The following is a 25,851-nucleotide window of genomic DNA, read 5'->3' as shown; positions in this document are numbered from 1 at the left end:
AACCTGAGAACAACCATGACAGACAGCTATAAACGTCCATCCCCCGATGCCCTGCTTGCCCAGTTGCAACAGACAGCTCCGGGCGGCAAACCCCTCGCTGGCGAGGCGGGCGCGCCGTCACGCCCATCGCCCATAGGCTTGCTCAAGATATTTTTCGGCTATGCGGCGGGCGTGGGCAAAACATATTCCATGCTGCGGGCGGCCCACGCCGCTCAGGAGCAGGGGCACAGCATTGTTGTGGGCTATGTGGAACCGCACCCAAGGCCGGAAACAGCGGCCCTGCTGCCGGGTCTGGAGGCCTTGCCGCCCCTGCGGATAGAACACAGGGGCATCACGCTCAACGAACTGGATGTGGATGCCGTGCTGGCCCGCAAGCCGGAAATCGCCCTTGTGGACGAGCTGGCCCACTCCAATGCGCAGGGCTGCCGTAACCGCAAGCGCTTTCAGGATGTGGAGGAGCTGCTCCAGGCGGGCATATCCGTATGGACCACGGTTAACGTGCAACATCTGGAAAGCCTCAACGATGTGGTAGCCGCCATGACCGGAGTTGTGGTACGCGAACGCATACCCGACAGCGTTTTTGACGGTGCAGATCAGGTGGAACTGGTCGATCTGGAGCCAGACGAACTTGTATCCCGCCTTCACGAAGGCAAAATATACGCCGAGGCGCAGGCGCAACGGGCGCTGGGACACTTTTTTCTGCCCGCCAATCTCATCGCCCTGCGGGAAATTGCCCTGCGCCGCATGGCCGACCGCGTCAACCGGCGGGCATCCTCCGCTGGCGGAGGGCAGGAAACAGGGCGTCAGATCAAGGAGCACATTCTCATCTGCCTTTCAGGCGCGCCAAGCAATGCGCGGGTTATCCGCACCGCCGCCCGTATGGTGGAGGCCTTTCGCGCTGATTTCACCGCCCTTTTTGTGCAAAACACTGTGCCGCGCCGCAGTGACGCCAAAAGCCGCGATACCCTGCACGACAACCTGAAACTGGCGGAAGACCTGGGCGCGGTTATCGTGACCCTGCACGGCGAGGACGTTCCCGCCCAGATAGCGGAATACGCGCGCGTGAGCGGGGTAAGCAAGATTGTGGTGGGGCGCTCCCCGGCGGGCGGATGGCTGTTCCGCAAAAGCAAAACGCTGGTGGAGCGCCTTGCCGAACTTGCGCCGGAGATGGAAACCTACATCATCCCCGATGCCGTGCCCGTGGGCAGAGCACCCGAACATGCCGGGCCTTTGTTTACGGCGCTCAAGGCCTTGCGGGGCACAGCACCCCGCTCGTGGCGGCAGTGGTGCGCCACTGCTGCGATCATGGCCGTGTGCAGCGTCGCAGGCCTGCTCACGTTCTCGCTGGGCATGCCCAATGGCGGGATTGCGGGCTTGTATATGATGGGTGTGCTGGGCGTTTCCATCCTCAGCACCGGGCCGTGGTACGGTGTGGCGGCCTCCGTGGCCGGGGTGGCCCTTTTCGATTTTCTATTTGTTGAGCCGCGTTTCAGCTTTACGGTTTATGATACCGACTATGTGGGCCTTTTTTGCGCAATGCTCCTGGTTTCCGCCGCCACCAGCGCCATCACAGGCCGCGCACGCATGCAGGCGAGGCAAAGCGCGGTGCGAGCGCTGCATACGGAGCTGCTGCTTGGCAACAGCCGCCGCCTGCAAAAGGCCAAGGACGAACCTGCCATCCTGCTGGAAACTGCCCGCCAGCTTGGCACCCTGCTGGACTGCGAAACAACGCTCTATTCAGTGCGGCAAGGGCTGCTTGAAGCCCGGCCCGTTTTTCCATACCGGGCTGACAAAATGCAGGGTTATGGCAGCCCACGCGCTGCATCAGGACACAGCAAGGACACGCCAAAGGACGAACTGGGCGTTGCCCAGTGGGTTGCCAAAAATAACCGCCCTGCCGGCGCGGGAACAGATTCCCTGCCTGGATCACGGCACAGCTTTATTCCCATCAGCAGCCAATCTGCCGTTCTGGCCGTGGCCGAGCTGCATGTTCTGCCGGGCCGCACGACTCCGCTTGCCGATGCCAACAGCAAAAACCTTGTTCTGGCGCTGGCTGGGGAATGCGCGCTGGCGTTGGAAAAGGAACGACTCACGAAGGCCAACGCCAGTATTGCCGTGCTCGCGCAGCAGGAAAAACTGCGCGCCGATGTGCTGCGCTCCATATCGCACGATCTGCGCACGCCGCTCACAGGCATCTGCGGCAATGCCGCCATCCTCGCCGGGCAGGGCGGATCCGGCTCGCCAGAGCGCAATGCGGCGATTGCCTCTTCCATTGAAGAGGAAGCCCGCTACCTTGTGGGCATGGTGGAAAACCTGCTGGCCCTCACCCGGCTTGAGCAACAGGATTTTACCCTTCGCCTTGAGCCGGAGCTGCTTGAAGATGTCATTGCCGAGGCTGTGCAGATCACCAGCCGCCGTGCAGCGCACCACGATCTGCGCGCGGAAATGCCTGAAGGCATGCTCATGGCCCGCATTGACGCCCGGCTCATGGTGCAGGTACTGGTCAATCTGCTGGACAATGCCGTCAAACACACGCCAGAGGGAACAGCCATCCGCATACGGGCAAGGGCTGACGGGCCGTGGGTCAGGCTGGAAGTTGCCGACAATGGCCCGGGAATTTCAGAAGCGGAACAGAACCGCATTTTTGACATGTTCCACTCCGCAGCCATAAAAAATGGTGATGGCCGCCGAGGCATGGGGCTTGGGCTGGCCCTCTGCCGCAGTATTGTTCAGGCCCACGGCGGGAGCATTGAGGTATTTTCCAACACCCCGCATGGCGCGGTTTTTTCCATGGCCTTGCCGCGCGAGATGGAATATTTCACCCTACCGGCCTGACAGAAGGAATATCCATGCCGCAAAATCCGCCCTTAGCGACCACTCCGGCAGACCAGAACGCCAACGGAATTCCCGAGCGTATTCTTGTGGTGGAAGATGACAAGGTCATCCGCGCGCTTGTGACAACCACGCTTGAGAGCCACGGCATATCCTTTTTGACCGCCGCCACCGGGCGCGAGGCCCTTGCAGAGGCCTCGCGGGCCAATCCCGATGTCATACTGCTTGATCTGGGCCTGCCGGACATGGACGGCGTGGATATCATCCGGGCGGTGCGCCAATGGTCCATGCTGCCCATTATTGTGCTGAGCGCCCGCAGCGAAGATGACGACAAGGTAGCCGCGCTGGACGCAGGCGCGGATGACTACCTTACCAAACCTTTCAGCGTTGATGAATTGCTGGCCCGGCTGCGTGCCGCCCTGCGGCGCGTTCGGTATGAACGCGGGCACATGGGCCGCAGCGAAAGCAGCTTTGAGAATGGCGATCTGCGTATTGATTTTGCCGCAGGGTGCGTCAGCGTTGCCGGGCAACAGGTGCATCTTGCGCCCATGGAATACAAACTGCTGTGCCTGCTCGCAAACAATGTGGGCAAGGTGCTTACGCACAAAACAATCTTGCAGGCCGTGTGGGGCAGTGCCCTGCCGCAGTCGCTTCCTTCATTGCGCGTGTTTATGGCAACCTTGCGCAAAAAACTGGAGGCCGCCTCGCCACAATGTGATTGCATCCGCACCCACGTGGGCATCGGCTACCGCATGAGCCGTTCTGATGGCTGACTCAGGCAGGCCGTTGTTCCTTAACCATTGACTCCAAGCCGCCCTTTTGCTGCGCGCACCAGCCCGGCAAACAAACCATCATCCTTCGGCTGCTTTTAAGACAAAAAGAAGGCCGCGATTTCTCGCGGCCTTCCATATCAAACGAATTTGGTCGACTACCAGCGACGGGGGGCGGGCTTTTTGGGCTCAGCCTTGTTGATGCGAAGGGCGCGGCCGTCAAATTCCTTGCCGTCAAGAGCGGCAATGGCGTTGATGGCGTCGGCGTCTTCCATTTCCACAAAGCCAAAGCCACGGGCGCGGCCGGTTTCGCGGTCGGAAACGAGCTTCACGGAAAGAACTTCGCCGTAGGGGCTGAACAGGGATTCAACGCCTTCCTGAGTGGCGGACCAGGGCAGATTGCCGACGTAGATAGAAGTAGCCATTAAGGACTCCAGAGATTACGGGAGGTAGACTTTCCGCTTGGAGCCTTACCCATGTAAAGCCTCTGCAAAAAAATTTACTATACCCAATCAGTGATTGCCCGAACATAGTTTGGGGCATTTTCAATGTCAACAGATATTATTTTTTTCAAGCAAAAAACTGGGCCTGCCCGCTGGCGACACCGCATTTCCCTACCTGTTCGCAGTGTTTTTTGCCAAACTTCAGCTTTCTCAATTTTGTTTGGCACGAAATGCGGGTATACTGTATTTTTTGGATAAGGAATACCCGCTAAAATTCGGTACCGCTATACCCATACAGCAATCCGATTTTTTCAGCGGAGCTTGGCAGGGAGTTTTTGCAGTGCATTGCCTGCCCGTCAGCCGATATGCGTCTGCAACAGCAGGCTGCCGATAATCCTTAACGCAAAGCTAACGCCCCCTCCGATATGTTTCAACATACATAATGGTAGCGGACAGGCCGCAACTACGCCGCAACCATTGCCTCCGCAGCCACAGCTGCGTATACGCCGATGCTGCCACATGGGCGTATACCCTTCCCTCCTCCTGCGCGAAGCGCCCTGATAAACCGGGGCGCTTCCTGCGCATGGCAGTACAAAAGCTTTTTTATGAGCTTTTGTACTGCCAACCTCAGCCCTGCTCCACAAAAAAAGCCGACGCTCCAAAGAGAGTCGGCTTTTGCCATATGTACAATGGTTAAATACACTGCAAGCTGCAAGTGAACGGTTCACGCGCAGGAGGTATGCATTTTTCAGGTCAAACGCGGAGCGTATTGGCAAAAGCTGTAGCTGCCCGCTCCGCCGAGGCTTTGTCTAATTGATCCAGGAGCTCAGGGCGTCAACGATCTTGCGGGCCTGATCCGCGCTGGAAATATTGAATTTGGACTGCTGGCGGTATTCGCCCCCCGCCTTTTTGTAGCGACGGATAACATACATGTCCGGGCCAAAACAGTCTTTTTCCGGCTGCCACTGCTGATAGCGAAAAAGGATGGTGGTCCATGCGCCCTTGCTCAGCACAACTTTGTCCAGTTCGTTAACGATAACCTGACCGTTTTCCTCAAACTGCACTGTGAGATCATCAATTGTTTCGTTCAAAAAAAGCCCCCCAAGTAGGCATTAGTAACGTAGTAACAGCAAGCAAGGGCCAAGCCTTACCTTCCGGGCCTTGCGGCCATCCAGCATCGGCGGGCAGTAGCGCTTTTGGCAAAAAACTTACCCTGCGTGTTCGACCAGAATCCCCTTGACGCTTTCCGGCAGTTCCGGCTTCTTCAACACCATTTCAGCGGGGCCTGGGCCATAATTTTTGGCCATCTCGCCAGCAGAGGCAGAAAGAGCCATCAGTTCTTCCGCCGTGGTCAGAGAACTGCCGCTCACATATTTTCTTCCAACGATATCCAGCACAAGGTCATTGGGATTGACGGGTTTGACAACACTATTGTCCATATGCGCCTCCCTCACGTTAGAGCTTCAGCTTAGCTTTTTCCTCTGCCATCTGCAAGCACTGTCGCCTGTGCGCCTACTGACGCAACAAAACCAGCGTGTAACGTTCCACCGGGGCAAAATCATCCGTAAGCGCGGGGGTGGCAAAGAGGGCTGCACCCGTGTACCTGCTTGCCAGCATGTCGGCAAGGCGCAAGCCCCCTGAATGGGCATTTTCTGTGTCTGCTGCCGCCAGGGATGGCAGCGCGCCCGTCGGGGTGCCTGGCCGCTGCTCGGGAAAAGCGGCAACCATAAGGTTTTGCAGCTTGTCGGGTGCTTCGCCGCCAGCGCAGTACACCTGCACCTCGGCAAAAGACTGGCGCAATGCGTTGAAAATCCCCTGAAACAGGCGGGCATCCGGCCCTTCCACAGCGGAAATCACGTTCATGAGCACAACTCCGCCAGGAGCCACAGCTCGCCGCAAGCCAGCGGCTGCCTCGCGTGTTCCCATCTGGAAAGGCACGGCATAGTGCGAGTTGAAAACATCCACAAACACCAAGTCGTACTGATCACGCTGACGGTTCAGAAAAGCCCTGGCGTCCTCGTGCCGCACACTCAGACGGGGATCATCACGCAGAGAAAACCAGCGCCGGGCTGTTTCCGTCATGGCCGGATCAAGTTCCACCACGGTCACGCGCGCGGCCTCGGGCTTTGCCAGAGGGGAATTATCTGCAAGCAGCCATTTGGGAACAGAATACCCGCCGCCGCCCAGCATGAGCACCCGGTTCGCATGGGGCGTAAAATGCGGCCCCAACGCGTAAAACTGGGTGTACCGAAAATACAGTTCATTAGGGGCGTCCAGATACATGCCCGACTGGCTGTAACCGGGATCAGTAGCCATAAGGCGTACGGGCCTGCCGTTCTGCGCCCAGTCTACCCCTTCAAAAATGCGAATGCTGTTATAGGGGCTTTCCACAAGATGGCTCATGGCCCTGCCATCCTGCCAGCGGCCATAACTTGCCGCCACCACAGCCATAAGCCCGCAAACAGCCAGCAGCACAAGGCGCAAACGCATGTGCCCCCCGCCGTTGCACAGCGAAAGGCCCAGCATGGCCGCAGCCACACCCCATAAAATACTTGTGCTGCCCAAAAAGGAGATGAGGATAAAGCCGCCCAGAAAGGTTCCCACAATACTGCCCGCAGTGGAAAGGGCGTACAGCCTGCCCACGGTGGCCCCTGAGGAATCCACACTCTCGATGCGCAGGCGTATGGCATAGGGCGTCACCATGCCGAAAAAAAATGCGGGCAGAGCAAAAATGCACACCGCAGCCAGAACCGCCGCCGCATACAGGTTGCCCACGGCTGCCGTTACCCATTGGCCTATGACCTCATGGCACAAGGCCGTCAGACCGCTCCCAATGCCAGCCCCTGCCAGGGCCAGGCCCAACCCTCGCCGGGAAAGGGTTTTGTCGGCCAGCCGCCCCCCCGCCCATGCGCCCAGGGCAAGGCAGGCCAGTACCACGCCAATAAGGCTTGTCCACACAACGGCGGAGGTTCCCACATGCGGGGCCAACACCCGCGCGCCGACCATTTCAAGCACCATTACCAGCGCGCCGCTCATAAATACTGTCAGTTCGAGCATACTGCTCCTGTGGCAGGTTGTGCGGCGGATCAAAATTCAGAACCCGCCGCTGCTTTATTTCGACATGCCAGCCTAGTCCCGCCGCTGGTCAAAAAAATCATGCAGCAATACGGCGCATTCCTCAGAAAGCACGCCGCCCATGTGCCATACCCGGTGATTGGCGCATTGGGCGTCAAAATATTCGGCGCGGGAAACAACGGCTCCGGCCAGAGGGTCGGCTGCGCCGTACACAAGCCCTGCAATGCGCGCATGGATTATGGCTGCTGCGCACATGGCGCAGGGTTCAAGCGTCACCACCAGCACGCACTGGTTGAGCCTGTAGTTGCCAAGCGCAGCCCCGGCGGCACGCAGCGCCAGCACCTCGGCATGGGCGGTGGGATCATTGCCGCTGATGGGCGCATTGCCGCAACAGGCAAGGATGCGCCCATCCGGAGCCACCACCAGCGCCCCCACGGGCACCTCGCCTGCAGCGCCGCTGGCGCGGGCCTTTTCCAGAGCCAGCCGCATCAGCCCCTGCCAGGTATGACCCGGCGGGGGCGGCGTTAACGGCCCGGCAGGAGAAAAGGCCCGCACGTCAGAGCTATTCGTATTCATGCGGCGGCTAAATAATTACCCTGCATAGCTGGGCAACCACATCTTCGGGCGTGTCGCAAACCGTAATGAGCTTGTCGATTTCGCCTTCCTTGATGAAACCGCGCGCAGCCATGGTCTTGCGCATCCATTCCAGCAGGCCGCTCCAGTAGCTTGAATCATACAAGATGATGGGGAAAGGCCGCGTGCGCCCGGTCTGGGCCAGCACAAAAGCCTCTGAGAGTTCATCGATGGTGCCCATGCCGCCGGGCATGACCACGTAGGCCATGGCATATTTGACAAACATGAACTTGCGGATGAAAAAGTAACGGAAATTGCAGCGTGTTTTTACATACTGGTTGCAACCCTGTTCGTGCGGCAACTGGATGTGCAGGCCAACAGACACGCCGTTGGCTTTAAAGGCTCCTTTGTTGGCGGCTTCCATAATGCCGGGGCCGCCGCCGCTGATGATGCCAAATCCCGCTTCCACCAGAAGGCGCGAAATTTTTTCAGCATCTTTATATTCCTGCGAATCCGGTTTGCACCGGGCAGTACCAAAAAGGGATATGCATTTGACCTTGAGCGCGTTGAGCGTATCAAGCGCCTCCACCATTTCCGCCATGATGCGGAAGGTGCGCCAGGATTCTGTGGTGACGGAAGAGAGATCATCAATCATGTTCTGTTGCAGTTCAGGCATGAATGCTCCTTGTTCCTCTTGAAGTATGGGGGGAGGCCTGCGTGTAAAAGACGCCGCATGGGCCGACAACTTTCAGTATATGTGGGCCTTCGGCCAAAGGCAATGCGGGAACATTACCGACTGGCCCCTTGCTTGACGCTGGGCCGCGCTTGCGGCTATGGAAAAAAGTCTCCTTGCGTCTTTTCCGCCTTGTATCGCGGTCAGCAAAGAGCTTGCGGCCTCTCAAGCCGCCAACCCTCAGTGGAGGAACAAATGAAAGTACAATTTCTGGGTGCGGCGCAAACCGTGACCGGTTCATGTTATATGGTTGAGGCGGCTGGCAAGCGCTTTTGCATTGATTGCGGCATGCACCAGGGCAACAAGGCCATTGAAGCCCGCAACCGCGAAACTGAACTTTATCAGCCTACCGCCATTGACTTTATTCTTGTCACCCATGCTCACATCGACCACTCCGGCCTGCTGCCCAAGATGGTCAAGGAGGGCTTTGCCGGTCCCATTTTCTGCACCAAGGCCACCAGCGAACTGCTGGACCTCATGTTGCAGGACAGCGCCCACATCCAGGAAATGGAAGCCCTGTGGGAAGCGCGCAAATACCAGCGGCGCGGGCTTAAAAATCCCCCAACGGCCCTGTACAATGTTGAGGATGCCCAAAAAACGGTCACCCTTTTTCAGACTGTTGATTACCACAAGGTGTTTGAGCCTGCACCGGGCATCCGCGTAATCTACTATGACGCTGGTCATATTCTTGGTTCCGGCTCCTTGCGCCTTGAGGCTGATGAAGACGGCAAAACCACCAGCCTCATCTTTTCGGGCGACATTGGCCGCCCGCAGTCGCTCATTGTGCGCAGCCCTGAGACCCCGCCCAAGGCCGACTACGTGTTCATGGAATCCACTTACGGCGACCGTGACCACAAGGACGAAAACCTCAGCGTTGACGAACTGGGCGAAGCCATTGCCTACAGCTACGGCAAGAGCGAAAAGGTAATCATTCCGGCATTTGCCGTGGAGCGTACCCAGGAAGTGCTCTACTGCCTGCACATGCTCGCCAAGCAGAACAAACTGCCGGCGGATATGCCCGTATTTGTGGACAGCCCCCTGGCCATCCGCGCTACAGAAGTTTTTGAACGCAACCGCGAGCTTTTTGACGATGAAGCGCTCAAAATGCTCAACGGCGGGGATGATCCATTCTCGCTGCCCAACCTGCGCTACACGCTTTCCGCTGCGGAATCACAGGCCATCAATGACTACAAGGGCCCTGCCATTGTCATTTCGGCCAGCGGCATGTGCAACGCGGGCCGCGTCCGCCATCACCTGCGCCACAATATCTGGAAGCCCGGTGCAAGCATTGTTTTTGTGGGCTATCAGGGCGTGGGCACACCGGGCCGAAAGCTGGTGGAAAAGGCCAAAAAGATCACGCTCTTTGGCGAAGATATTGATGTTGCCGCCCGCATTTTCACCATCAACGGATTTTCCGGCCACGCCGGGCAAAGCCAGCTGCTTGAATGGCTCAAGCCGCTGACCGGCAACGGCGCGCAGGTGGTGCTGACCCATGGTGAAACAAAGGCCCAGAACGTATTTGCCGGGCTTATTGAACAAAAATTCGCCAAGCGCCCCCTTATTGCCACCTACCTTGAAGAAATGGTGCTTGAAGGGCCGCAGCTCACCGAAACCGTGCAGCACGAAACCCAGGCCCATCCCCGCGTCAACTGGACATTCCTCACGGACGAAGTGGAACGCAAGTGGGGTATGTTCAAAGGCAAGATGGCCGATGTTGAAAACCGCCCATGGGTGGAACAAACCGAGCTGCAGGAGGCCATGGAAAAGATGGATTACGCCCTCACCCGCCTGCTCTCGCGCATGTAGGCCGTCATGCGGATTATTTCGGGGCGTCTTGGCGGACGCAATCTTAAGACTGTTGAAGGCGAGGGCTACCGCCCCGCCATGGGCAAAACACGCGAGGCGCTTTTTTCCATGCTCGCCGCGCGCGGCATGGACTGGTACAGCGCGCGGGTGCTAGACCTCTTTGCGGGCAGCGGCAGCCTGACCTTTGAAGCCATCAGCCGGGGCGCAGAACACGCCCTGATGGTGGAAATGGCCCCCCAGGCCGTGCGCTGCCTCAAGGACAACATCGCCGCCCTGGGGGTGGAAAATGAGGCCCGCATTGTGAGCGATGATGTGCTACGTGTGCTCAAAACTCCCCCTGCGGAACCGTATTCGCTTATTTTTATGGATCCGCCCTACCGCAAAAATCTTGCCAACCCGGCCCTCAAGCTGCTGGCTACTCGCCGCTGGCTTGCACCGGGGGCTTTTGTAACGGCTGAAATTGAAAAAGACGCACGGGTAAACCTGCCCGCAGAATGGACTCTTGAGGCCGAACGCCTCTTCGGTCAGACACGCATATGCATCTGGACACTGCCATGAGAATAGCACTCTACCCCGGCACTTTCGATCCGCTGACCAACGGGCACCTGAGCCTTATCCGGCGCGGCTGCGAAGTCTTTGACCAAATTGTTGTGGCCGTGGCGGACAATACGCCCAAATTCCCCCTGTTCAGCCATGAAGAGCGGGTGGAAATGGCCCGGGAGGCGCTCAAGGATGAACCGCGCGCCGTGGTGGAGCCTTTCTCCGGCCTCACTGTGGAATACGCGGCCCAACGCGGGGCCTGCGCCCTGCTGCGTGGGCTGCGCGCGGCCTCGGACTTTGAGTACGAATTCCAGTTGGCGCTCATGAACCGCCGCCTGCAACGCCACATCCAGACGGTCTTTTTGATGACCGACTACCAGTGGCTGTTCATCAGCTCAACCATAGTCAAGGCTGCGGCCAGCCATGGCGCGGACATCAAGGGCCTCGTGCCTGAAAACGTGCGCACGGCCCTGATGGATAAGTACCACAAGGGTGAAGTGCGTCAGGGTACGCCCTGCCTTGCACCGCCTTTTGGCGGCTTCCGCGTCAAGTGATCATGCCTGAAACGACTTCTGCGCCGCTGCCGGTTATCTGCCTGGCCGGGCCTACCGGCTCGGGCAAAACGGCAGCGGCGCTTGCCCTGGCTGCTGCCCTTGACGGCGAGGTAGTCAACGCTGATTCGCGTCAGGTCTATGCCGATTTTCCCTTGATTACGGCCCAACCCTCGCCAGAAGAACGCGCCTCGTGCCCGCACCACCTGTATGGTTTCTTGCCCACTGAGAACAAGATCAGCGCTGGCCGATGGGCAGAAGCCGCCGTGGACAAGGTGCGCGACATCCTTGCACGTGGCAAAACGCCTCTGCTGGTGGGCGGCACGGGCTTATACTTTCAGGCTTTGCTGCGGGGCATGGCGGAAATTCCGCCCGTTGACCCGCAACTCACCGCTGCGATCACCGCCCGCGTGGACGCCCAGGGCGCGCCCGCCCTGCATGCCGAACTGGCGCAAGCCGACCCCGCCTATGCCGCCAAAATCCACCCCAACGACCGGCAGCGCATCGTCCGCGCGCTGGAGGTCTGCCAAAGCACGGGGCGTCCCTTTACGTGGTGGCACAGTAATTCCATGAGTACGCCGCTCTGCGTCGGCCCCCTGCTGACGCTGGACGCGTCCCTGGTATGGCTTGAGCCACGACTGGCCCGCCGCCTTGACCTCATGCTCGCGGGCGGCGCGCTGGACGAGGCCCGCGCGGCCATGAGCCATTGCGCCGACCCTGCCGCGCCGGGCTGGTCGGGCATTGGCTGCGCCGAAGCGCTGGCGCACTTGCAGGGCCGCCTTTCTCTTGAGGACTGCCGCTCCCTCTGGCTGCGCAACACGAGGGCCTACGCCAAGCGCCAGCTTACGTGGTTTCGCGCACGGCCCGAGGCCCAATGGCTGCCCCCGGACGATCCCGCCGCAGTCGTGGAGGCCGCCTGCCGCTTCTGGCAGAAGGCGCGCAGCAGCTAAGAATTGTAGCTGCTGGAATGTATCGCGGTTTCAGACCATTACAAAGGGAGTACCCGCCGCCATGCTCATGCCCGAAATTTCCATTGCCCCGGAATTACGTTCGATCTGGCCGGATACCGCCCTCGGCTGTGTTTTCTGGTCTGCTCCTGTTCGAACCGAGGAACCGCAGTTGTGGCAATTCTTCAACCGGAATATTTTGCCCGGTTTGCGCCAACGTCTTGAAAACACGGAACTTGCCGACATGCCGCAGATAGGCCCCTCGCGTCAGGCCTTCAAGGCTTTTGGGCGCGATCCGGGCCGGGTACGTATTTCTTCCGAGGCCCTCTACCGCCGCGTGCGGCAGGGCAAGGATCTGTACCGCATAAACTCCGCAGTGGATGCCAACAATCTGGTTTCGCTTGAAACGGGCTTTTCGCTTGGCACCTACGATCTTGCCCGCCTGAGCGGCAATATTGTGTTGCGCGCGGGGCGAGAAGGCGAAGCCTATGCGGGCATTGGCAAGGACGAGCTCGACCTCTACCGCATGCCTCTTCTGGCAGATGATCAGGGCGCGTTCGGCTGCCCTTGCAGCGATTCCCGCCGGGCCATGATTGCCGAGGACGGGCCGGACACATCTTCGCCCCGGCGTCTGCTCACAGTTATTTATGGCTTTTCCGGGGCCGGACACGTCTCTGATGCGCTGAACATCGCGCAGAAACATCTTGAAGTATTCGCGGGCGCACAGATGTTCGCCTCTTCCGTGCTCTGCTGAACGCCCTTGCTCGACCCACATCACACGATACGAATGTTTTTTCGCAAAGAATCTGTGTTTCCCGTAGGTTGCGTGAACAATCAGTAAAGCGCTCTTTTTAGCGAAAAATATCCCAAGCTCCCTGTTCCCAAGGCATAAGAAGCAATTACAACAACGGCCCCTCCTTGACGTGTCTTGCAGGCTGGGATACCGTTGCAATATCTGCGTGTTCACCCCCGTAGGGATCGGGGGTACGGAGGAACCCGCTGCAATGTATGCGGCGGGCGTTGGGGTAATGTCTGATTGCAAAAGGACAAGCACATGAGGAACGGCACATCACTGCTTTTGCTGGCGGCTCTGGCCCTGGCGGGCGCGGCGTGTCTGACGGCGCTCGGAGCTGGATCGGCCACGGCCGCAGCTTTGGAGCCGACAGACAGCGGCGCGCCGTCGGCCATTGTCATGTTTCCGGTAAGCGCCAAGCCCAATCCCAAGGGCGCGGCCATGAAACCTGCGGTTTTCAATCACCTCGCTCACGAGAAAAAGATTGCCAACTGCGAAACATGCCACCACACCGGCGATCCTGTGGCCTGTAGCACCTGCCACACTACGGAAGGCAAGGCGGAAGGCAATTTCGTGACGCTTGACCGCGCCATGCATGCCACCAATATCGCCAAACGCGCCAAGGGCAACACCCCTGTGAGCTGCGTGAGCTGTCATGAACAGCAAACCAAAGAACGGCGCGAATGCGCGGGCTGCCACGCCATCGTGACGCCCAAGCGCGACCAGGCATGGTGCGCCACCTGCCACAATGTTACGTCTTCCATGACGCCGGAGCAGATGCAGCAGGGCATCAAGGGCAAGCTGCCCCCGGACCAGAACGAAGCCCTGGCCGCTGAAACAGTGCTGAATCACAAGACCGTGCAGCCCCTTACCGCCATGCAGGGCCCCTACAAGGTGAGCATTGATGCGCTGGCCGACAAGTACGAGCCCAGCAACTTCACGCACCGCCGCCATGTGGCCTCCCTTATGGAACGCATCAAGGGCGACAAGCTGGCCGAAGCTTTCCACAACAAGCCCGAGACTCTGTGCGCCACGTGCCACCACAGAAGCCCGCTTTCGGCTACGCCTCCCAAGTGCGGCAGTTGTCACACCAAGGAAATCGACCCCGCCAATCCCAACCGTCCCAGCCTCAAGGCTGCCTATCACCTCCAGTGCATGGGTTGCCACCAGGGTATGAACGTGGGTCGTCCTAAGAACACCGACTGCACCACTTGTCATAAGGCCCGCCCGTAGGGCGCCTAACTGCACGGAGAAACGCATATGAATCGCAGAAAATTCCTGGCCATCATGGGAAGCGCGGGCGTGATTTCGGCATTGGGCACTGCCAAGGTGGCCAATGCCGGGGTACACACCTTCCCCTACTATGCAGACAGCTACGGCGTGCTGCATGACACCACGCGCTGCATCGGCTGCCGCCGTTGCGAAGAAGCCTGCAACGCGGTGAACCACCTGCCCAAGCCCAAAAAACCCTTCACCGACCTTTCGGTGACTGCCACCAAGCGCCGCACTTCGGCCTATGAGTGGACAGTGGTTAACAAGTACAACGTCAACGGCAAGGACGTGTTCCGCAAGTTGCAGTGCTTCCACTGCAACGACCCGGCCTGCGCCTCTGCCTGTTTTGCCAAATGCTTCCAGAAGCAGCCCGACGGCAGCGTGACCTACGAAGGTTCGCAGTGCGTGGGCTGCCGGTACTGCATGGTTGCCTGTCCTTTCTATGTGCCGGGCTTCCAGTATGATGAGGCGTTCGATCCCCTGGTGCAGAAGTGCACCTTCTGCGAACCCCGCCTCAAGGAAGGCAAGCTGCCCGGTTGCGTGGAAGCCTGCCCCATGGACGCCCTGACCTTTGGCCGCCGCAGCGACCTGATCAGGATTGCCCGCTCGCGCATCACTGAAAATCCCGGCAAGTACGTGAACTACGTTTACGGCGAACACGATGCCGGCGGTACCGCGTGGATGGTGCTTTCTCCTGCCGTGGCTGCTCCTGCCGCCGCCAAGGACGCCAAGGCCCATGATGCCCACGCCGACACCAGCGAACTCAAGCAACTTGGGCTCGACAAGCACCTGGGCACGCAGCCCATGGGCGAGTTGACCTACGGCGCTCTGGGTACCGTGCCCATGATCGTGGCCTTCTGGCCTGTGCTGTTTGGCGGTGCGTACGCCATGACCAAACGCCGCGAAGCCATCTTCAAGGCGGAGAAGGACGCACACGTCAAGGAGACCAAGGACGATCTGGCCGCAGCCGTTGACGCAGCAGTGCGCAAGATTGAGGAAACCCAGGGTCCGGGCGCTGCCGACACAGCCCGCCGCGCAATGACCGACGCCTTGAAGGCTCGGGAAGCGGAGTGCTGCAAGGAGCACGGGGAGGATAAGTAAATGGCACACCACAGCATAGTTATTCCCACCAGGGACAAGCTGTTCAATATCAGCGAATTCCTGACGCCCACCCCCGGCAACATCATTTCTGCCATCATTCTGGCCGTGGGCTTTGTTATCACCGTTATCCGCTTTACCGTGGGTATCGGCTCCGTCACCAACCTCAGCGATGTGCAGCCATGGGGCATGTGGATCGGCTTTGACCTTCTGTGCGGCGTGTGTCTTGCAGCGGGCGGCTATTTTACCACTGTCGCCTGCTACATCATGGGCATGAAGCACTTCCACTCGGCGGTGCGTCCGGCCATCACCACAGCCTTTTTGGGCTACGCCTTCGTGGTTATCGCCCTGCTGTACGATCTGGGCCATCCGCTGCGTCTGCCCTTCATGTTCTTCTTCCCCGGCACCACGTCCGTTCTGTTTGAAGTGGGCCTGTGCGTGGCGACCTACGTTTCCGTGCTGCTCATCGAATTCTCGGTGGCCCCGCTGGAATGGATGTCCTGCCGCTACCCCTGGCTCATCAAGGTTCGCAAAATCGTGGTCAAGTGCACCATTCCGTTGACCATCTTCGGTGTGACCCTGTCCACCCTGCACCAGTCCTCGCTGGGTTCGCTCTACCTGATCTCCCCCGGCAAGGTCTTCCCCCTGTGGTACTCGCCCTTCATGCCCATGTTCTTCTTTGTGAGCTCCATGGCCGCTGGCGCGTCCATGGTTATCTTTGAAGGCATGCTGGCCCACCGCGGCGTGCACCACTACATGGACAAAACCCACCTGCGTGAAGCTGACGACGTGACCTTCAGCTTTGCCCGCGCGGCTTCGTTCATTCTCTTCGCCTACTTCATGCTCAAGCTTATCGACATGCTTGTGCAGGCCAACTTCCCCTACCTCTTCACGGGTTACGGGGCCTGGTGGCTGGTGGAAATGCTGGGCTTTGTGCTGATGCCCGCCCTGATCTACGCCAAGGGCGCGCGTGACCGCAATCTGACCCTGTGCCGCATTGGCGCGACCAACACGGTGCTGGGCATCGTGCTGAACCGCTTCAACGTTTCCATGATCGCCTTCAACTACAACTTGCCGTCGGCGGAACGCTACTTCCCCAGCATCTGGGAAATCTGCATCTCCATGTTTGTGGTGACCATGATCGTCACGGTCTACCGCTTCATCGTTTACAACATGCCGGTGCTGTACGAACACCCAGACTTCAAGGGCGAGCACTAAGCCGCGCGTAGGAGGAGAATCCCATGGAATTCAATACTTTCTATCAGTATTTTCTCTTCACGAAGAGCTGGGCTTATGTGATGATGTTCGTGGTACTGCCCCTTTACGTGCTGTACTGGAACTTCGTCCTGTTCCCCGAAAAGAAAGAACGTAACAACAACTCCAAGCACTAGCCTGCTCGGGGCACGGAATCACAAGGGCGGAACCGCAAGGCTCCGCCCTTGTTTTTTGCTCTGCTGGTTGCGGCAATTTCTGCCTGAAAAATCCATACACTCTCTATTAATTGATATTTTCACACCTGAAACGAAGTTTTGCTTTTGTGCTTGCGCATACGTAAACCAACTGCTAGACTAAGCTGATACAAATTTGGATATCTTGGCGGTAAGCTTTCCGTATAAAGGAAAACCACCCTTTTTTCTGCATCCATACGTTTTTTAGAACAGGACAATACAATGCGTTTCTGCGTTTTTTTTGCAAAAAATATTTCTAGCGAAGTGGCAAAGCTTCGCGGCTTTTTTGCAACCTGATAACGCCCGCATAACTACAATTCACGAAAAAGAGGGCGTACCGGTTACGCCCTCTTTTTTTATGCAACGTGCGCTGCCTTGCGCAACACACTGGAGGAAAACATGAAAGAATATCCTAATATTACCGTTACGAGCAAGGATGCAGCGAGGCTGGAAACCCTGTTGGAGACCTTGCCCGCTGATGGCTTCCCCGGCCGCAAGGATCTGGAAGAAGAGCTCTACCGCGCAAACGTTGTGGCCCCCGAAGAAGTGCCGCCCTCAGTGGTGACCATGAACTCCACCGTGCGTTTTGCCATGCTGCCTTCCGGTACCGAGCGCCGCCTGAAGCTGGTATACCCCGGCAAATCAGACGCCAGCGAAGACTCCATTTCCATTCTGGCCCCTGTGGGCAGTGCGCTGCTGGGGCTTTCCGAAGGCGATGACATCCGCTGGCCCAACCCCAACGGCGGGACCCTGCACCTTGTGGTACAGGAAGTGGAAGACCAGCCGGAACGCGCCGGGCACTATGACCTGTAAGCTCCTTCCAACAGCCGTTGCCGATTCCAGCGGGAACGGAACAACCTTATTCCCCACCTATGCGAGGAGGTATCATGGTGGATGTGATCGCCAAGGCGACTAACGAACTGAATCCGACAGACATACTGTTTCAGACTCCCTACTGGGCACAGGTCAAATCGCATATGGGCATGGCCCCCCTGGCTTTTGACATTCATTCAACAAAAACCTGGGGCGATGTGCTAGTGCTCATAAAAGACCATTGCGGCCACAAGATGGCTCTTGTGCCACAGGGGCCGGAGTATGCGCCTTCTGAGGATTCATACGGGCAATATCTGGAAGACCTCTCCGTTGCCCTGGCAGACCGGCTTGAACCGGATGTGGCCTTTATCCGCTACGACCTGCCGTGGAAATCCCTGTATGCGGACGAAATGCAGGAGCGGGGATGGTGCGCCTTTCCTGAAGCGCGCATACGCGAAATGCGTATGAACATGGGCACCAGATTCTGGAACTTCAAAAAGGCTTCCGCAGACATGACTGTGGCCAGTTCGCTGGTAGTGGATCTTGACGGCAGCGAAGACGACATCCTTGGCAGAATGAAGCCCAAAACCCGCTACAACATCGGTCTGGCCCGGCGCAAGGGCGTGACTGTTGAGAAAGCAGATAGCAGCAACCTTGCTGATTTTTATGGCCTGTACGAACAGACCGCCAGAAGAAACGGCTTTGCCCCATGCAGCAGCAAACAGTTCTCGGCCATGTTCCGATGCAATTTCGGCGCAAAGGATGAAGCAGATATTGTATTTTTGCTGGCCCGGCATGGGGGTGATATCCTTTCCGGCGCTATCATCGGCATTTCAGGGCAACACGCCAACTTTCTGTACGGGGCCTCGGGCAATATCAAGCGCAACTATATGGCGTCCAGCCTCATGCACTGGGCAGGCATGCGCATTGCGCGGCAGCTTGGCTGCCGCAGTTACGAAATGGGCGCGGTCTCGCCCACGCCTGACGCCACCCACCCTTTCAACGGACTGCACCAGTTCAAGGTCGGCTTTGGCGGCCATATCGAGCTACGGAGCGGCTCGTGGGACTACCCCCTGAATCAGGGGGCATACCGCGCCATACAGAATGCCGAGGCCATGTACAGAGAACTTGGTGCATGAAGGGAACAGTTGCGTGCATCACGGGCATAAGGGCACGCAATACCTACGGCAGAGGCAGGGGCTGCGCAACGGGCAGGCAGCCATAGATGCTGCACTGTGAACAACACTTTCCGTTGCGTACCCTGCCGCCACTTCGCCCAGGCACCTTGCGTGAAGCTTGCCGCGCTGATAAGCTGAAAATCTGCGGAACAGTCGCGGCCTTGCAGCCGGGCATTCAGTGATTATCTGCCTTTCGAGAGGTACCCAATATGTGTCTTGCCATACCAGCCAGAATTGAAGAACTCCAGGGAGAGGGCATGGCCCGCGTGCGCGTGGGCGAAAGCTCCACCTTTCTCACCGCCTCTATCATGCTGCTGCCCGAAGAACCCAAGGTCGGCGATTATGTGATCGTACACGCCGGTTTTGCCCTGCACACCATGACGCCGCAAGAAGCTGAAGACAGCCTGTCGGCCCTTCGCGAACTGGCCCAGGCCATGGATGGCGCTCCGGCAAACTTCTGACGGCCTAGCCCGCGTAACTGTGCGGTCATTGCTGAGGAACAGGAAATCCCGGGCGTTTCACTATTGCGCGCAACGCGTCTGAAACGCCCTTTTTGTTGGTGCTCCACGAGTATGAGCCAGCTTTTTCGCTCATGAAGAGGCGCATTTTGCAAGGCGGGTTGCCATGCAGCTACACAGCATCAGTGCGATCTGCCAAACATTTTCATGCTCAGCCTGCGCACATACAGGCCACGCCAGCAGGCACGCAGTGCCCTGCTCTTCTTGACTTTGCCCCGCTCTTTGCCCACAGTAGAGCGATTTTTTCACCGTACTACATTGCCAAGTCCTTGAGTTGAACTGTGCCGGGAGCCAGCATGAGCGATTATAAGAAAACATTGAACTTGCCTCAGACCGCCTTTCCCATGAAAGCCAACCTGGCCCAGCGTGAGCCGGAAACCCTGAAGAAATGGGATGCCATTAACAGCTACGAAGCAATGGTTGAAGCTTCCGGCAGCAAGGGAACCTACATGCTGCACGATGGCCCTCCCTATGCCAACGGCCACATCCACATGGGCACGGCCCTGAACAAGATTCTCAAGGACATTATTGTTAAATCGCGCAACATGGCGGGTTTTGCCTCGCGTTATGTGCCGGGCTGGGACTGTCACGGCCTACCCATTGAGCACAAGGTTGAGCAGGAACTGAAAGAAAAGAAAAAGACCCTGCCCGCCCATGTGGTGCGCAAGCTCTGCCGCGACTACGCCTCCAAGTGGATTGACGTGCAGCGCAAGGAATTTCGCCGGCTCGGCGTGCTTGGCAACTGGGAAGATCCCTACATGAGCATGCGCCCCGCCTATGAGGCCGCTACCGCTCGCGAGCTTGCCAACTTTGTGGAAACGGGCGGCGTCATGCGCTCCAAAAAGCCCATCTACTGGTGCTGCTCGTGCCATACGGCCCTCGCAGAGGCAGAGGTGGAGTACTACGACCACACGTCCCCTTCCATCTTTGTGCGCTTCCCCTTGCAGGACGATGGCCTGAAAAAGGTTTTCTCCGCTGCGGATCCCGCCCATGCTTATGTGGTCATCTGGACCACCACCCCCTGGACTCTGCCGGACAACATGGCCGTGTGCCTGCACCCCGAGTTCACCTATGTTCTGGTGGAAGTGGACGGCGCGCAATACGTGCTGGCCGAAGAGCTGCTCGCCTCCTGCGCGGAGCAGTTCGGCTGGAGCGAACCCAAAATCCTTGGCCGCGCCAGCGGCGAACAGCTTGAAGGCCTCAAGGCCCGCCACCCCTTCTATGACCGCGTGTCGCCCATCATCCTGGGCCAGCACGTCACCCTTGAAGCTGGCACGGGCTGCGTTCACACCGCCCCCGGCCATGGCCGCGAAGACTACGAAGTGGGTCTCAAATACGGCCTCGAAATCTATTCGCCCATGGACGACGCCGGGCGCTTTTTGCCCACGGTGCAGTTTTTTGCCGGGTTGAATGTTTTTGAAGCCAACCCCAAGGTCATTGAAAAGCTTGAAGAAGTCGGCGCATTGCTGCGTCAGGCCAAGATCAAGCACTCCTATCCGCACTGCTGGCGCTGCAAGCAGCCGGTTATTTTCCGCGCTACCACCCAGTGGTTCATCAGCATGGAAAAGAACGACCTTCGCGGCCGCGCGCTCAAGGCCATTGACGAGCAGGTGCGCTGGATCCCCGCCTGGGGCCGCGAACGCATCCACAACATGATCGAATTCCGGCCTGACTGGTGCATCTCGCGCCAGCGCCAGTGGGGCGTGCCCATCATGGCTCTGCTCTGCGAAGACTGCGGCGAAGCCTGGAACGACCCCAACTGGATGCGCGACATCTGCGACCGCTTTGCCAAGCACCCCACCGGTTGCGACTACTGGTACGAAGCAGAGCTTTCGGAAATCGTGCCGGAAGGCCTTGCCTGCCCGCACTGCGGCGGCAACCACTGGAAGCGCGAAACAGACATCCTTGATGTGTGGTTTGACTCCGGCACCAGCTTTGCCGCTGTGCTGGAACAGCGGCCCGAGCTTGCCTACCCCGCCGACCTGTATCTGGAAGGTTCGGATCAGCACCGGGGCTGGTTCCACAGCTCCCTGCTGGTAAGCGAAGGCACGCGCCAGCGCGCGCCCTACAAGGCTGTGCTCACACATGGCTATGTGGTGGACGGCGAAGGACGCAAGATGTCCAAGTCCATCGGCAACGTCATTGCACCGCAAGAACTCATTGAAAAGTTCGGTGCAGAAATCGTGCGCCTGTGGGTTTCTTCAGTGGAATACCGTGAGGACATCCGCATTTCCGACGAAATTCTTGGCCGCCTTGTGGATGCCTACCGCCGCATCCGCAACACCTGCCGCTTCATCCTTGGCAACCTTGAAGGCCTCGGCAAGGATGACCTGCTGCCGCTGAACGAGTTGATGCCTCTTGACCGCTTTGCCATTGACGCTGCGGCCCGGGTTCACGACCGTGTGCAGCAGGCCTATATGGATTTTGACTTCCACAAGGTCTACCACACCCTTCACAACTACTGCGTGACCGACCTTTCGTCCATGTATCTGGACGTGCTGAAAGACCGCCTCTACGCTTCCGGCCCCGCCAGCGCGGAACGACGCTCGGCCCAGACCGCCCTGTGGCACATTCTTGGTCTGTTGCTGCGCGACATGGCCCCGGTGCTTTCCTTCACTGCGGAAGAAATCTTTGCGCATCTGCCCGAAGGCCTGCGCGGTGCGGAACCCACGGTATTTGCCCTGCAGCCCATTGATTCTGCCCCCCTTCTGCTTGACGAAGGCACGCGCGACGACTGGAACGTGCTCACCGCCGTGCGCGGGGCCGTGACAAAGGCCATTGAACCCATGCGGCGCGACGGTGTTATCGGCCACTCGCTCGACACCCGCGTGACTCTCTTTGTGGCAGACGAACTGCGTCAGCGCCTTGAAGGCCTGAACACAGACCTGCGCGCCTTCTGCATTGTTTCGCAAATCGCCCTGCAACCCCTTGAAAGCGCACCGCAAGGCGCGTACTGCGATGAAGAAATCGCCGGGCTTGCCATTGGCGTGGAAAAGGCTCACGGCGAAAAGTGCGAACGTTGCTGGATTTACAGCACGGAACTTGGCACCGATGCGGAGCATCCCACGCTCTGCCCCCGCTGCACCGCCGTTATCAAGGCCATGGAAGCGTAACAGGAATGCCAAGGCGTTATCGCATACTCGGCATTGCGGCCATTGTCGCCCTTGTTCTCGATCAGGCGAGCAAGTGGGCTGTCATGCAGTTCATACCCGAGCACAGACCCATCACGGTCATTGCCGGGCTGTTTGATCTGGTCAACATCCGCAATCGCGGCGCGGCCTTTGGTTTTTTGAACCGGTCCGACATTGAGTGGCAGTTCTGGCTTTTTCTCGCTGCCACGGTTGTGGCCGTTTGGGCCATTGTCATGCTGGTGCGCAGCTCGGATGAAGATCCCTGGCTGTTCGCGGCCCTTGGGCTTGTGATGGGGGGCGCGCTTGGCAATCTGGTTGACCGTGTGCGCTTTCGCGCCGTGGTGGACTTTCTGGATGTCTATTGGGGCGACTGGCACTGGCCAGCCTTCAATATAGCCGACTCGGCCATATTTGTGGGCGCGGTGCTGGCCTGCCTGATTCTCTGGCGCAAGCCCCAGGCTGTCGCCAGCGACAAAGGCGGCAAACCAACCCCCGGCAAGGGAGGAACCGCATGATTTTTCATTGGTGGCATGTGCTTGTGGTAATGTTCCCCATGATCCCGACATTGTGGAGCATTCTGCACATATGGGGACATGAGTTTGAAACCCCGCAACAGCGCGCCCTGTGGCTTGTGCTGGTAGTTTTTCTGCCATGTGTGGGGGGAATCATCTATATTTTCACCGGACGAAAAAAAGTTCTGGGAAAAGTGCAAAATTGAAAGAGGGTACTATGCGCACACTCCGTACTATGTACATCCTGACTCTGGCTTGCGCGGCGCTGCCTTTGAGCGGCTGCATGGGCGGCAGCACCAGCAGCGGCAATGGCAGCATCTCACTGGAACAGCAGGTGCAGCAGCAAGACGTTCAGTTGCGTCAGTTGCAGCCTGCTCAGGCTGATGCCTGGAGCCAGATTCAAACGCTGCGGCAGGAAGTCAACACACTCAAGGGCCAGCTTGATGATCTGCAGAACGCAGGCGGCGCCAAAGCCCTGGTGGGCCGTGTGAGAGCGCACGATGAAGCTCTGCGTCAGGTGGAGCGCAGCATGGCGCTGAACCTGAACCTCGGTGACCCCATGACCAGCGGCGGTAGTTCTGCCCCCTCTGTGCAGGCGGCTCCTCAGGCAGCTCCTCAGGTTGCCCCCCAGGCGGCGCCTGCTTTCAGCCAGCCTGGCTATGGCCAGCCTTCCTACGGGCAGGCAGCGGCAGGCGGCATGGCTGCTGGTTCCGTAGGCTACGCAGCGGCCTCCGCCGCTGGCGATCAGGGCGCGGCAGCAGCCCAGCCTCAGACCGTCATCAATCCCAGTTCCAGCACTTGGGGCCAGCCCAGCCCCCAGCCCGAGCCGCAGGTTCAGGCTCCCAAAAAGGACATTTCGCTTGCGCTGTTTGATGCTGGCGTTAACGCCTACCAATCCCGCAAGTACGATGAAGCGCAGCGTTCTTTCAATGACTTTTTGAAAAACTACAAAGACCACAGCCAGGCTCCCGAGGCCCAGTATTATCTGGCCGAGTGCTACTTCCAGCGCAACCAGTTTGCCGATGCGGCCCTGGCGTATGATGCTGTTATCAAAAAGTATCCTTCTTCTTCCAGCGCGCCCGGCGCGTACCTCAAGCAGGGTATCAGCTTCAGCAAGCTCAATCAGTCTGCTGCTGCCAAAGCCCGTCTGGAAGAGCTGATCAAGAAATATCCCAACTCGCCAGAAGCTGCGCGGGCCAAGACGTTTCTGAAGACCAACAAGTAAGTATCCCGGCTCCGCCGCGCCCTCGCGCGGCGGAGTTTTTACTGCATTTGACCTTTGACCATTCACCTGCAAAGGTTCTAAACGCATAAATTAAACCGCGCCGCGCGCAAAGGGGACGGGCATGAGCAACGAAAAGCCCGAAGCCGCAGTTTACAAGCAGATCAGTACGGAAATGCGCCAGGGTCTGAGAGAGATTTTTGAGCGCATCTCCACTGCCTCCAAAGGCCAGCCCCTGCCCCCCCCAAATCCAGATGCGCTATTTCTGGAAGCATCAAGCCAGCTTGATGAAGTGCTGAAAGACACAGAAAGCGCCACCATGACCATCATGGAAATCGTGGAGCGGCATCTGGATCTTCAGGAACAGAATGCGGCGCATCTGGCAGGATTGCTTAGCGGCGGTGCGGATGCGGCCCCCATTACCGAGCTGGAAGCAAACAACAAGCTTCTTGGGGATGACCTCACTTCAGTGCTGACCGCCCTGAGCTTTCAGGACATTACAGGTCAGCGCATCAAAAAGGTCGTGTCTGCCCTGAACCAGATTGAGGCAATGGTGGTGGAACTCTATGTTTCCACGGGCCTTATTCTGGACGCGGCGGAAAAAGACCCCAGCAAGAACGTTCAGGAATTGCAGAATGAAGCACGTCAGGCGGTCAAGGAATTCAATCAGGGGCGTAGTGAACTTAAAGGGCCTGACAAGGCTGGCGCTTCACAGGGCGCTATTGACGACATGCTTTCCCAATTGGGCCTCTAGACGGATATCTTGCTAAACACTTTCGGCTATTGAATGAGGGCGTCGCAAAACGCCCTTTTTTTGTGTCCAGCGCCGCGTTGCAGCCTTTTGCAGTTTCTGCAGGCGCATAGGGTTCAGCCGTAAGTGAACATACTTAACGCACATAGGCACATAGCATCGCTGACGAAGATTCATCTGGGAGAGGAGCCTTACTTGGCGGAGCTGCCACTGCACCCAGGCTAACTACCTGGGTTGGTTTGTTTTGCAACGCATAAAGGCCCCTTGCGGGGCCTTTATGCGGTACAGATAAACCTGTGGCGGGAGTGAGCTTACTTCTGCTTGGCGGCTTCGCGGGCGCTGGCAGCCATGTGGCAGGGACGGCAGCCCTTGAACTTGGCACCGTACTTGGCGGGATTTTCCTGAGCCTTCTGCGAGTGGCAGCCGTAGCAGGAACGGTCGCCATTCTTGGAGTGGAAGGCCATGAACATGCTCATGGGGTCACGTTCGCGCGCACCAGGGGTGGCGTGGCATTCGGTACAGGCTACGTAGCGGCTGTCGCTGCCCACTTCGTGGTGGCAGTGCATGCAGTTGATGCCTTTGTGCGCCGTGTGGGGGAACATGACGCTCATACGCGGAGATGTTCCACCAGGAATTTCAATAGGCTTTTTAATGGCCTGCGACATTTCCTTGATATCACGCGCCTGCGCTTCGCCAACCCACGCGAGGCTCAACGCAAGCAGCAACAAGGTCACATATTTCATCAGCTATTCCTCCTACTGGGTTCGTAAAGCGCAGGAGCAAGCCCCGGCGCACCACAGGCGGCTGAAAAACCGCCGTCAACACCACTCTCCGCAGCGGTTGTT

27 protein-coding genes are annotated in these 25,851 nt (G+C 58.5%); 20 read left to right on the top strand and 7 right to left on the bottom strand.

Annotation, left to right across the window (positions count from 1 at the left end; translation table 11 throughout):
• The first annotated feature begins 15 nt into the window (after positions 1-15).
• On the top strand, positions 16-2,835 hold the full coding sequence (locus JMF94_RS04055) for a sensor histidine kinase KdpD (RefSeq protein ID WP_240823892.1): 2,820 nt from the start codon (positions 16-18) through the stop codon (positions 2,833-2,835).
• Positions 2,836-2,849: 14 nt separating this feature from the next.
• Positions 2,850-3,605, top strand: a complete 756-nt coding sequence (locus JMF94_RS04050) for a response regulator transcription factor (protein WP_240823891.1) — start codon at positions 2,850-2,852, stop codon at positions 3,603-3,605.
• A 155-nt stretch (positions 3,606-3,760) separates the two neighbouring features.
• On the opposite strand, the gene JMF94_RS04045 is transcribed toward JMF94_RS04050, so the two are convergent.
• Positions 3,761-4,027: an RNA-binding protein gene (locus tag JMF94_RS04045; protein ID WP_192112410.1), complete on the bottom strand. Its 267-nt coding sequence runs from the start codon at positions 4,025-4,027 to the stop codon at positions 3,761-3,763.
• A gap of 94 nt (positions 4,028-4,121) precedes the next feature.
• On the opposite strand from JMF94_RS04045, the gene JMF94_RS04040 reads away from it, so the two are divergent.
• Positions 4,122-4,439: a hypothetical protein gene (locus JMF94_RS04040; protein ID WP_240823890.1), complete on the top strand. Its 318-nt coding sequence runs from the start codon at positions 4,122-4,124 to the stop codon at positions 4,437-4,439.
• A 415-nt stretch (positions 4,440-4,854) separates the two neighbouring features.
• Here the strand turns inward: JMF94_RS04040 and JMF94_RS04035 are convergent, their stop codons facing one another.
• The 5 genes from JMF94_RS04035 to JMF94_RS04015 form a co-directional block, all read right to left on the bottom strand.
• Positions 4,855-5,136: a hypothetical protein gene (locus JMF94_RS04035; RefSeq protein WP_027180673.1), complete on the bottom strand. Its 282-nt coding sequence runs from the start codon at positions 5,134-5,136 to the stop codon at positions 4,855-4,857.
• Between the two features lie 117 nt (positions 5,137-5,253).
• Positions 5,254-5,484 (bottom strand): hypothetical protein, encoded by a 231-nt coding sequence (locus tag JMF94_RS04030; RefSeq protein ID WP_240823889.1) that lies wholly within the window; start codon positions 5,482-5,484, stop codon positions 5,254-5,256.
• 73 nt (positions 5,485-5,557) lie between these two features.
• On the bottom strand, positions 5,558-7,102 hold the full coding sequence (locus JMF94_RS04025) for a fused MFS/spermidine synthase (protein ID WP_240823888.1): 1,545 nt from the start codon (positions 7,100-7,102) through the stop codon (positions 5,558-5,560).
• A 72-nt stretch (positions 7,103-7,174) separates the two neighbouring features.
• On the bottom strand, positions 7,175-7,696 hold the full coding sequence (tadA, locus tag JMF94_RS04020; RefSeq protein ID WP_240823887.1) for a tRNA adenosine(34) deaminase TadA: 522 nt from the start codon (positions 7,694-7,696) through the stop codon (positions 7,175-7,177).
• A 7-nt stretch (positions 7,697-7,703) separates the two neighbouring features.
• On the bottom strand, positions 7,704-8,369 hold the full coding sequence (locus tag JMF94_RS04015) for a TIGR00730 family Rossman fold protein (protein WP_240823886.1): 666 nt from the start codon (positions 8,367-8,369) through the stop codon (positions 7,704-7,706).
• Positions 8,370-8,621: 252 nt separating this feature from the next.
• On the opposite strand from JMF94_RS04015, the gene JMF94_RS04010 reads away from it, so the two are divergent.
• From JMF94_RS04010 to JMF94_RS03930, 17 genes are all read left to right on the top strand, one after another.
• Positions 8,622-10,232, top strand: coding sequence for an MBL fold metallo-hydrolase (locus JMF94_RS04010; protein ID WP_240823885.1), 1,611 nt, complete (start codon positions 8,622-8,624; stop codon positions 10,230-10,232).
• A 6-nt stretch (positions 10,233-10,238) separates the two neighbouring features.
• Positions 10,239-10,790, top strand: a complete 552-nt coding sequence (rsmD, locus tag JMF94_RS04005) for a 16S rRNA (guanine(966)-N(2))-methyltransferase RsmD (RefSeq protein WP_240823884.1) — start codon at positions 10,239-10,241, stop codon at positions 10,788-10,790.
• Entirely contained in the window at positions 10,787-11,326 is a 540-nt protein-coding gene (gene coaD, locus JMF94_RS04000; RefSeq protein ID WP_022657927.1) for a pantetheine-phosphate adenylyltransferase, read from the top strand. The genes rsmD and coaD overlap by 4 nt, the downstream gene beginning before the upstream one ends.
• A gap of 2 nt (positions 11,327-11,328) precedes the next feature.
• Complete coding sequence (gene miaA / locus JMF94_RS03995) at positions 11,329-12,273, top strand: tRNA (adenosine(37)-N6)-dimethylallyltransferase MiaA (RefSeq protein WP_240823883.1); 945 nt, start codon at positions 11,329-11,331, stop codon at positions 12,271-12,273.
• A gap of 61 nt (positions 12,274-12,334) precedes the next feature.
• Positions 12,335-13,024 (top strand): phenylalanine--tRNA ligase beta subunit-related protein, encoded by a 690-nt coding sequence (locus JMF94_RS03990; protein WP_240823882.1) that lies wholly within the window; start codon positions 12,335-12,337, stop codon positions 13,022-13,024.
• A gap of 300 nt (positions 13,025-13,324) precedes the next feature.
• A complete protein-coding gene (locus JMF94_RS03985) occupies positions 13,325-14,296 on the top strand; it encodes a nine-heme cytochrome c (protein ID WP_240823881.1) in 972 nt (323 codons plus the stop codon).
• Positions 14,297-14,323: 27 nt separating this feature from the next.
• Positions 14,324-15,436: a sulfate respiration complex iron-sulfur protein HmcB gene (gene hmcB, locus JMF94_RS03980; protein ID WP_240823880.1), complete on the top strand. Its 1,113-nt coding sequence runs from the start codon at positions 14,324-14,326 to the stop codon at positions 15,434-15,436.
• Positions 15,437-16,651 (top strand): sulfate respiration complex protein HmcC, encoded by a 1,215-nt coding sequence (hmcC, locus tag JMF94_RS03975; RefSeq protein ID WP_240823879.1) that lies wholly within the window; start codon positions 15,437-15,439, stop codon positions 16,649-16,651.
• A gap of 23 nt (positions 16,652-16,674) precedes the next feature.
• Positions 16,675-16,824 (top strand): hypothetical protein, encoded by a 150-nt coding sequence (locus tag JMF94_RS03970; protein ID WP_022657922.1) that lies wholly within the window; start codon positions 16,675-16,677, stop codon positions 16,822-16,824.
• A gap of 456 nt (positions 16,825-17,280) precedes the next feature.
• Positions 17,281-17,694: a nucleoside diphosphate kinase regulator gene (gene rnk / locus JMF94_RS03965; RefSeq protein ID WP_240823878.1), complete on the top strand. Its 414-nt coding sequence runs from the start codon at positions 17,281-17,283 to the stop codon at positions 17,692-17,694.
• Between the two features lie 74 nt (positions 17,695-17,768).
• Positions 17,769-18,833 (top strand): peptidoglycan bridge formation glycyltransferase FemA/FemB family protein, encoded by a 1,065-nt coding sequence (locus JMF94_RS03960; protein WP_240823877.1) that lies wholly within the window; start codon positions 17,769-17,771, stop codon positions 18,831-18,833.
• Between the two features lie 248 nt (positions 18,834-19,081).
• Positions 19,082-19,333: a HypC/HybG/HupF family hydrogenase formation chaperone gene (locus JMF94_RS03955; RefSeq protein ID WP_022657919.1), complete on the top strand. Its 252-nt coding sequence runs from the start codon at positions 19,082-19,084 to the stop codon at positions 19,331-19,333.
• 353 nt (positions 19,334-19,686) lie between these two features.
• Positions 19,687-22,503, top strand: a complete 2,817-nt coding sequence (gene ileS, locus JMF94_RS03950; RefSeq protein ID WP_240823876.1) for an isoleucine--tRNA ligase — start codon at positions 19,687-19,689, stop codon at positions 22,501-22,503.
• A 5-nt stretch (positions 22,504-22,508) separates the two neighbouring features.
• Positions 22,509-23,036 carry a signal peptidase II gene (gene lspA, locus JMF94_RS03945; RefSeq protein ID WP_240823875.1) on the top strand — a complete coding sequence of 176 codons (528 nt, stop codon included), beginning with the start codon at positions 22,509-22,511 and terminating at the stop codon, positions 23,034-23,036.
• The gene (locus JMF94_RS03940; RefSeq protein WP_022657916.1) at positions 23,033-23,239 is read left to right on the top strand and encodes a PLDc N-terminal domain-containing protein; all 207 of its coding nucleotides are present in this window, start codon (positions 23,033-23,035) and stop codon (positions 23,237-23,239) included. The genes lspA and JMF94_RS03940 overlap by 4 nt, the downstream gene beginning before the upstream one ends.
• A gap of 11 nt (positions 23,240-23,250) precedes the next feature.
• Positions 23,251-24,258, top strand: a complete 1,008-nt coding sequence (gene ybgF, locus JMF94_RS03935; RefSeq protein WP_240823874.1) for a tol-pal system protein YbgF — start codon at positions 23,251-23,253, stop codon at positions 24,256-24,258.
• Positions 24,259-24,379: 121 nt separating this feature from the next.
• Entirely contained in the window at positions 24,380-25,009 is a 630-nt protein-coding gene (locus tag JMF94_RS03930) for a protein phosphatase CheZ (RefSeq protein WP_240823873.1), read from the top strand.
• 308 nt (positions 25,010-25,317) lie between these two features.
• Here the strand turns inward: JMF94_RS03930 and JMF94_RS03925 are convergent, their stop codons facing one another.
• The gene (locus tag JMF94_RS03925) at positions 25,318-25,749 is read right to left on the bottom strand and encodes a cytochrome c3 family protein (protein WP_240823872.1); all 432 of its coding nucleotides are present in this window, start codon (positions 25,747-25,749) and stop codon (positions 25,318-25,320) included.
• Between the last annotated feature and the right edge of the window lie 102 nt (positions 25,750-25,851).

It is taken from the genome of Desulfovibrio sp. UIB00 (genome assembly GCF_022508225.1).
Classification (GTDB): domain Bacteria; phylum Desulfobacterota; class Desulfovibrionia; order Desulfovibrionales; family Desulfovibrionaceae; genus Desulfovibrio.
Note: the sequence above shows the minus strand (reverse complement) of the source record. Positions and strands in the feature narration are given on the sequence as shown.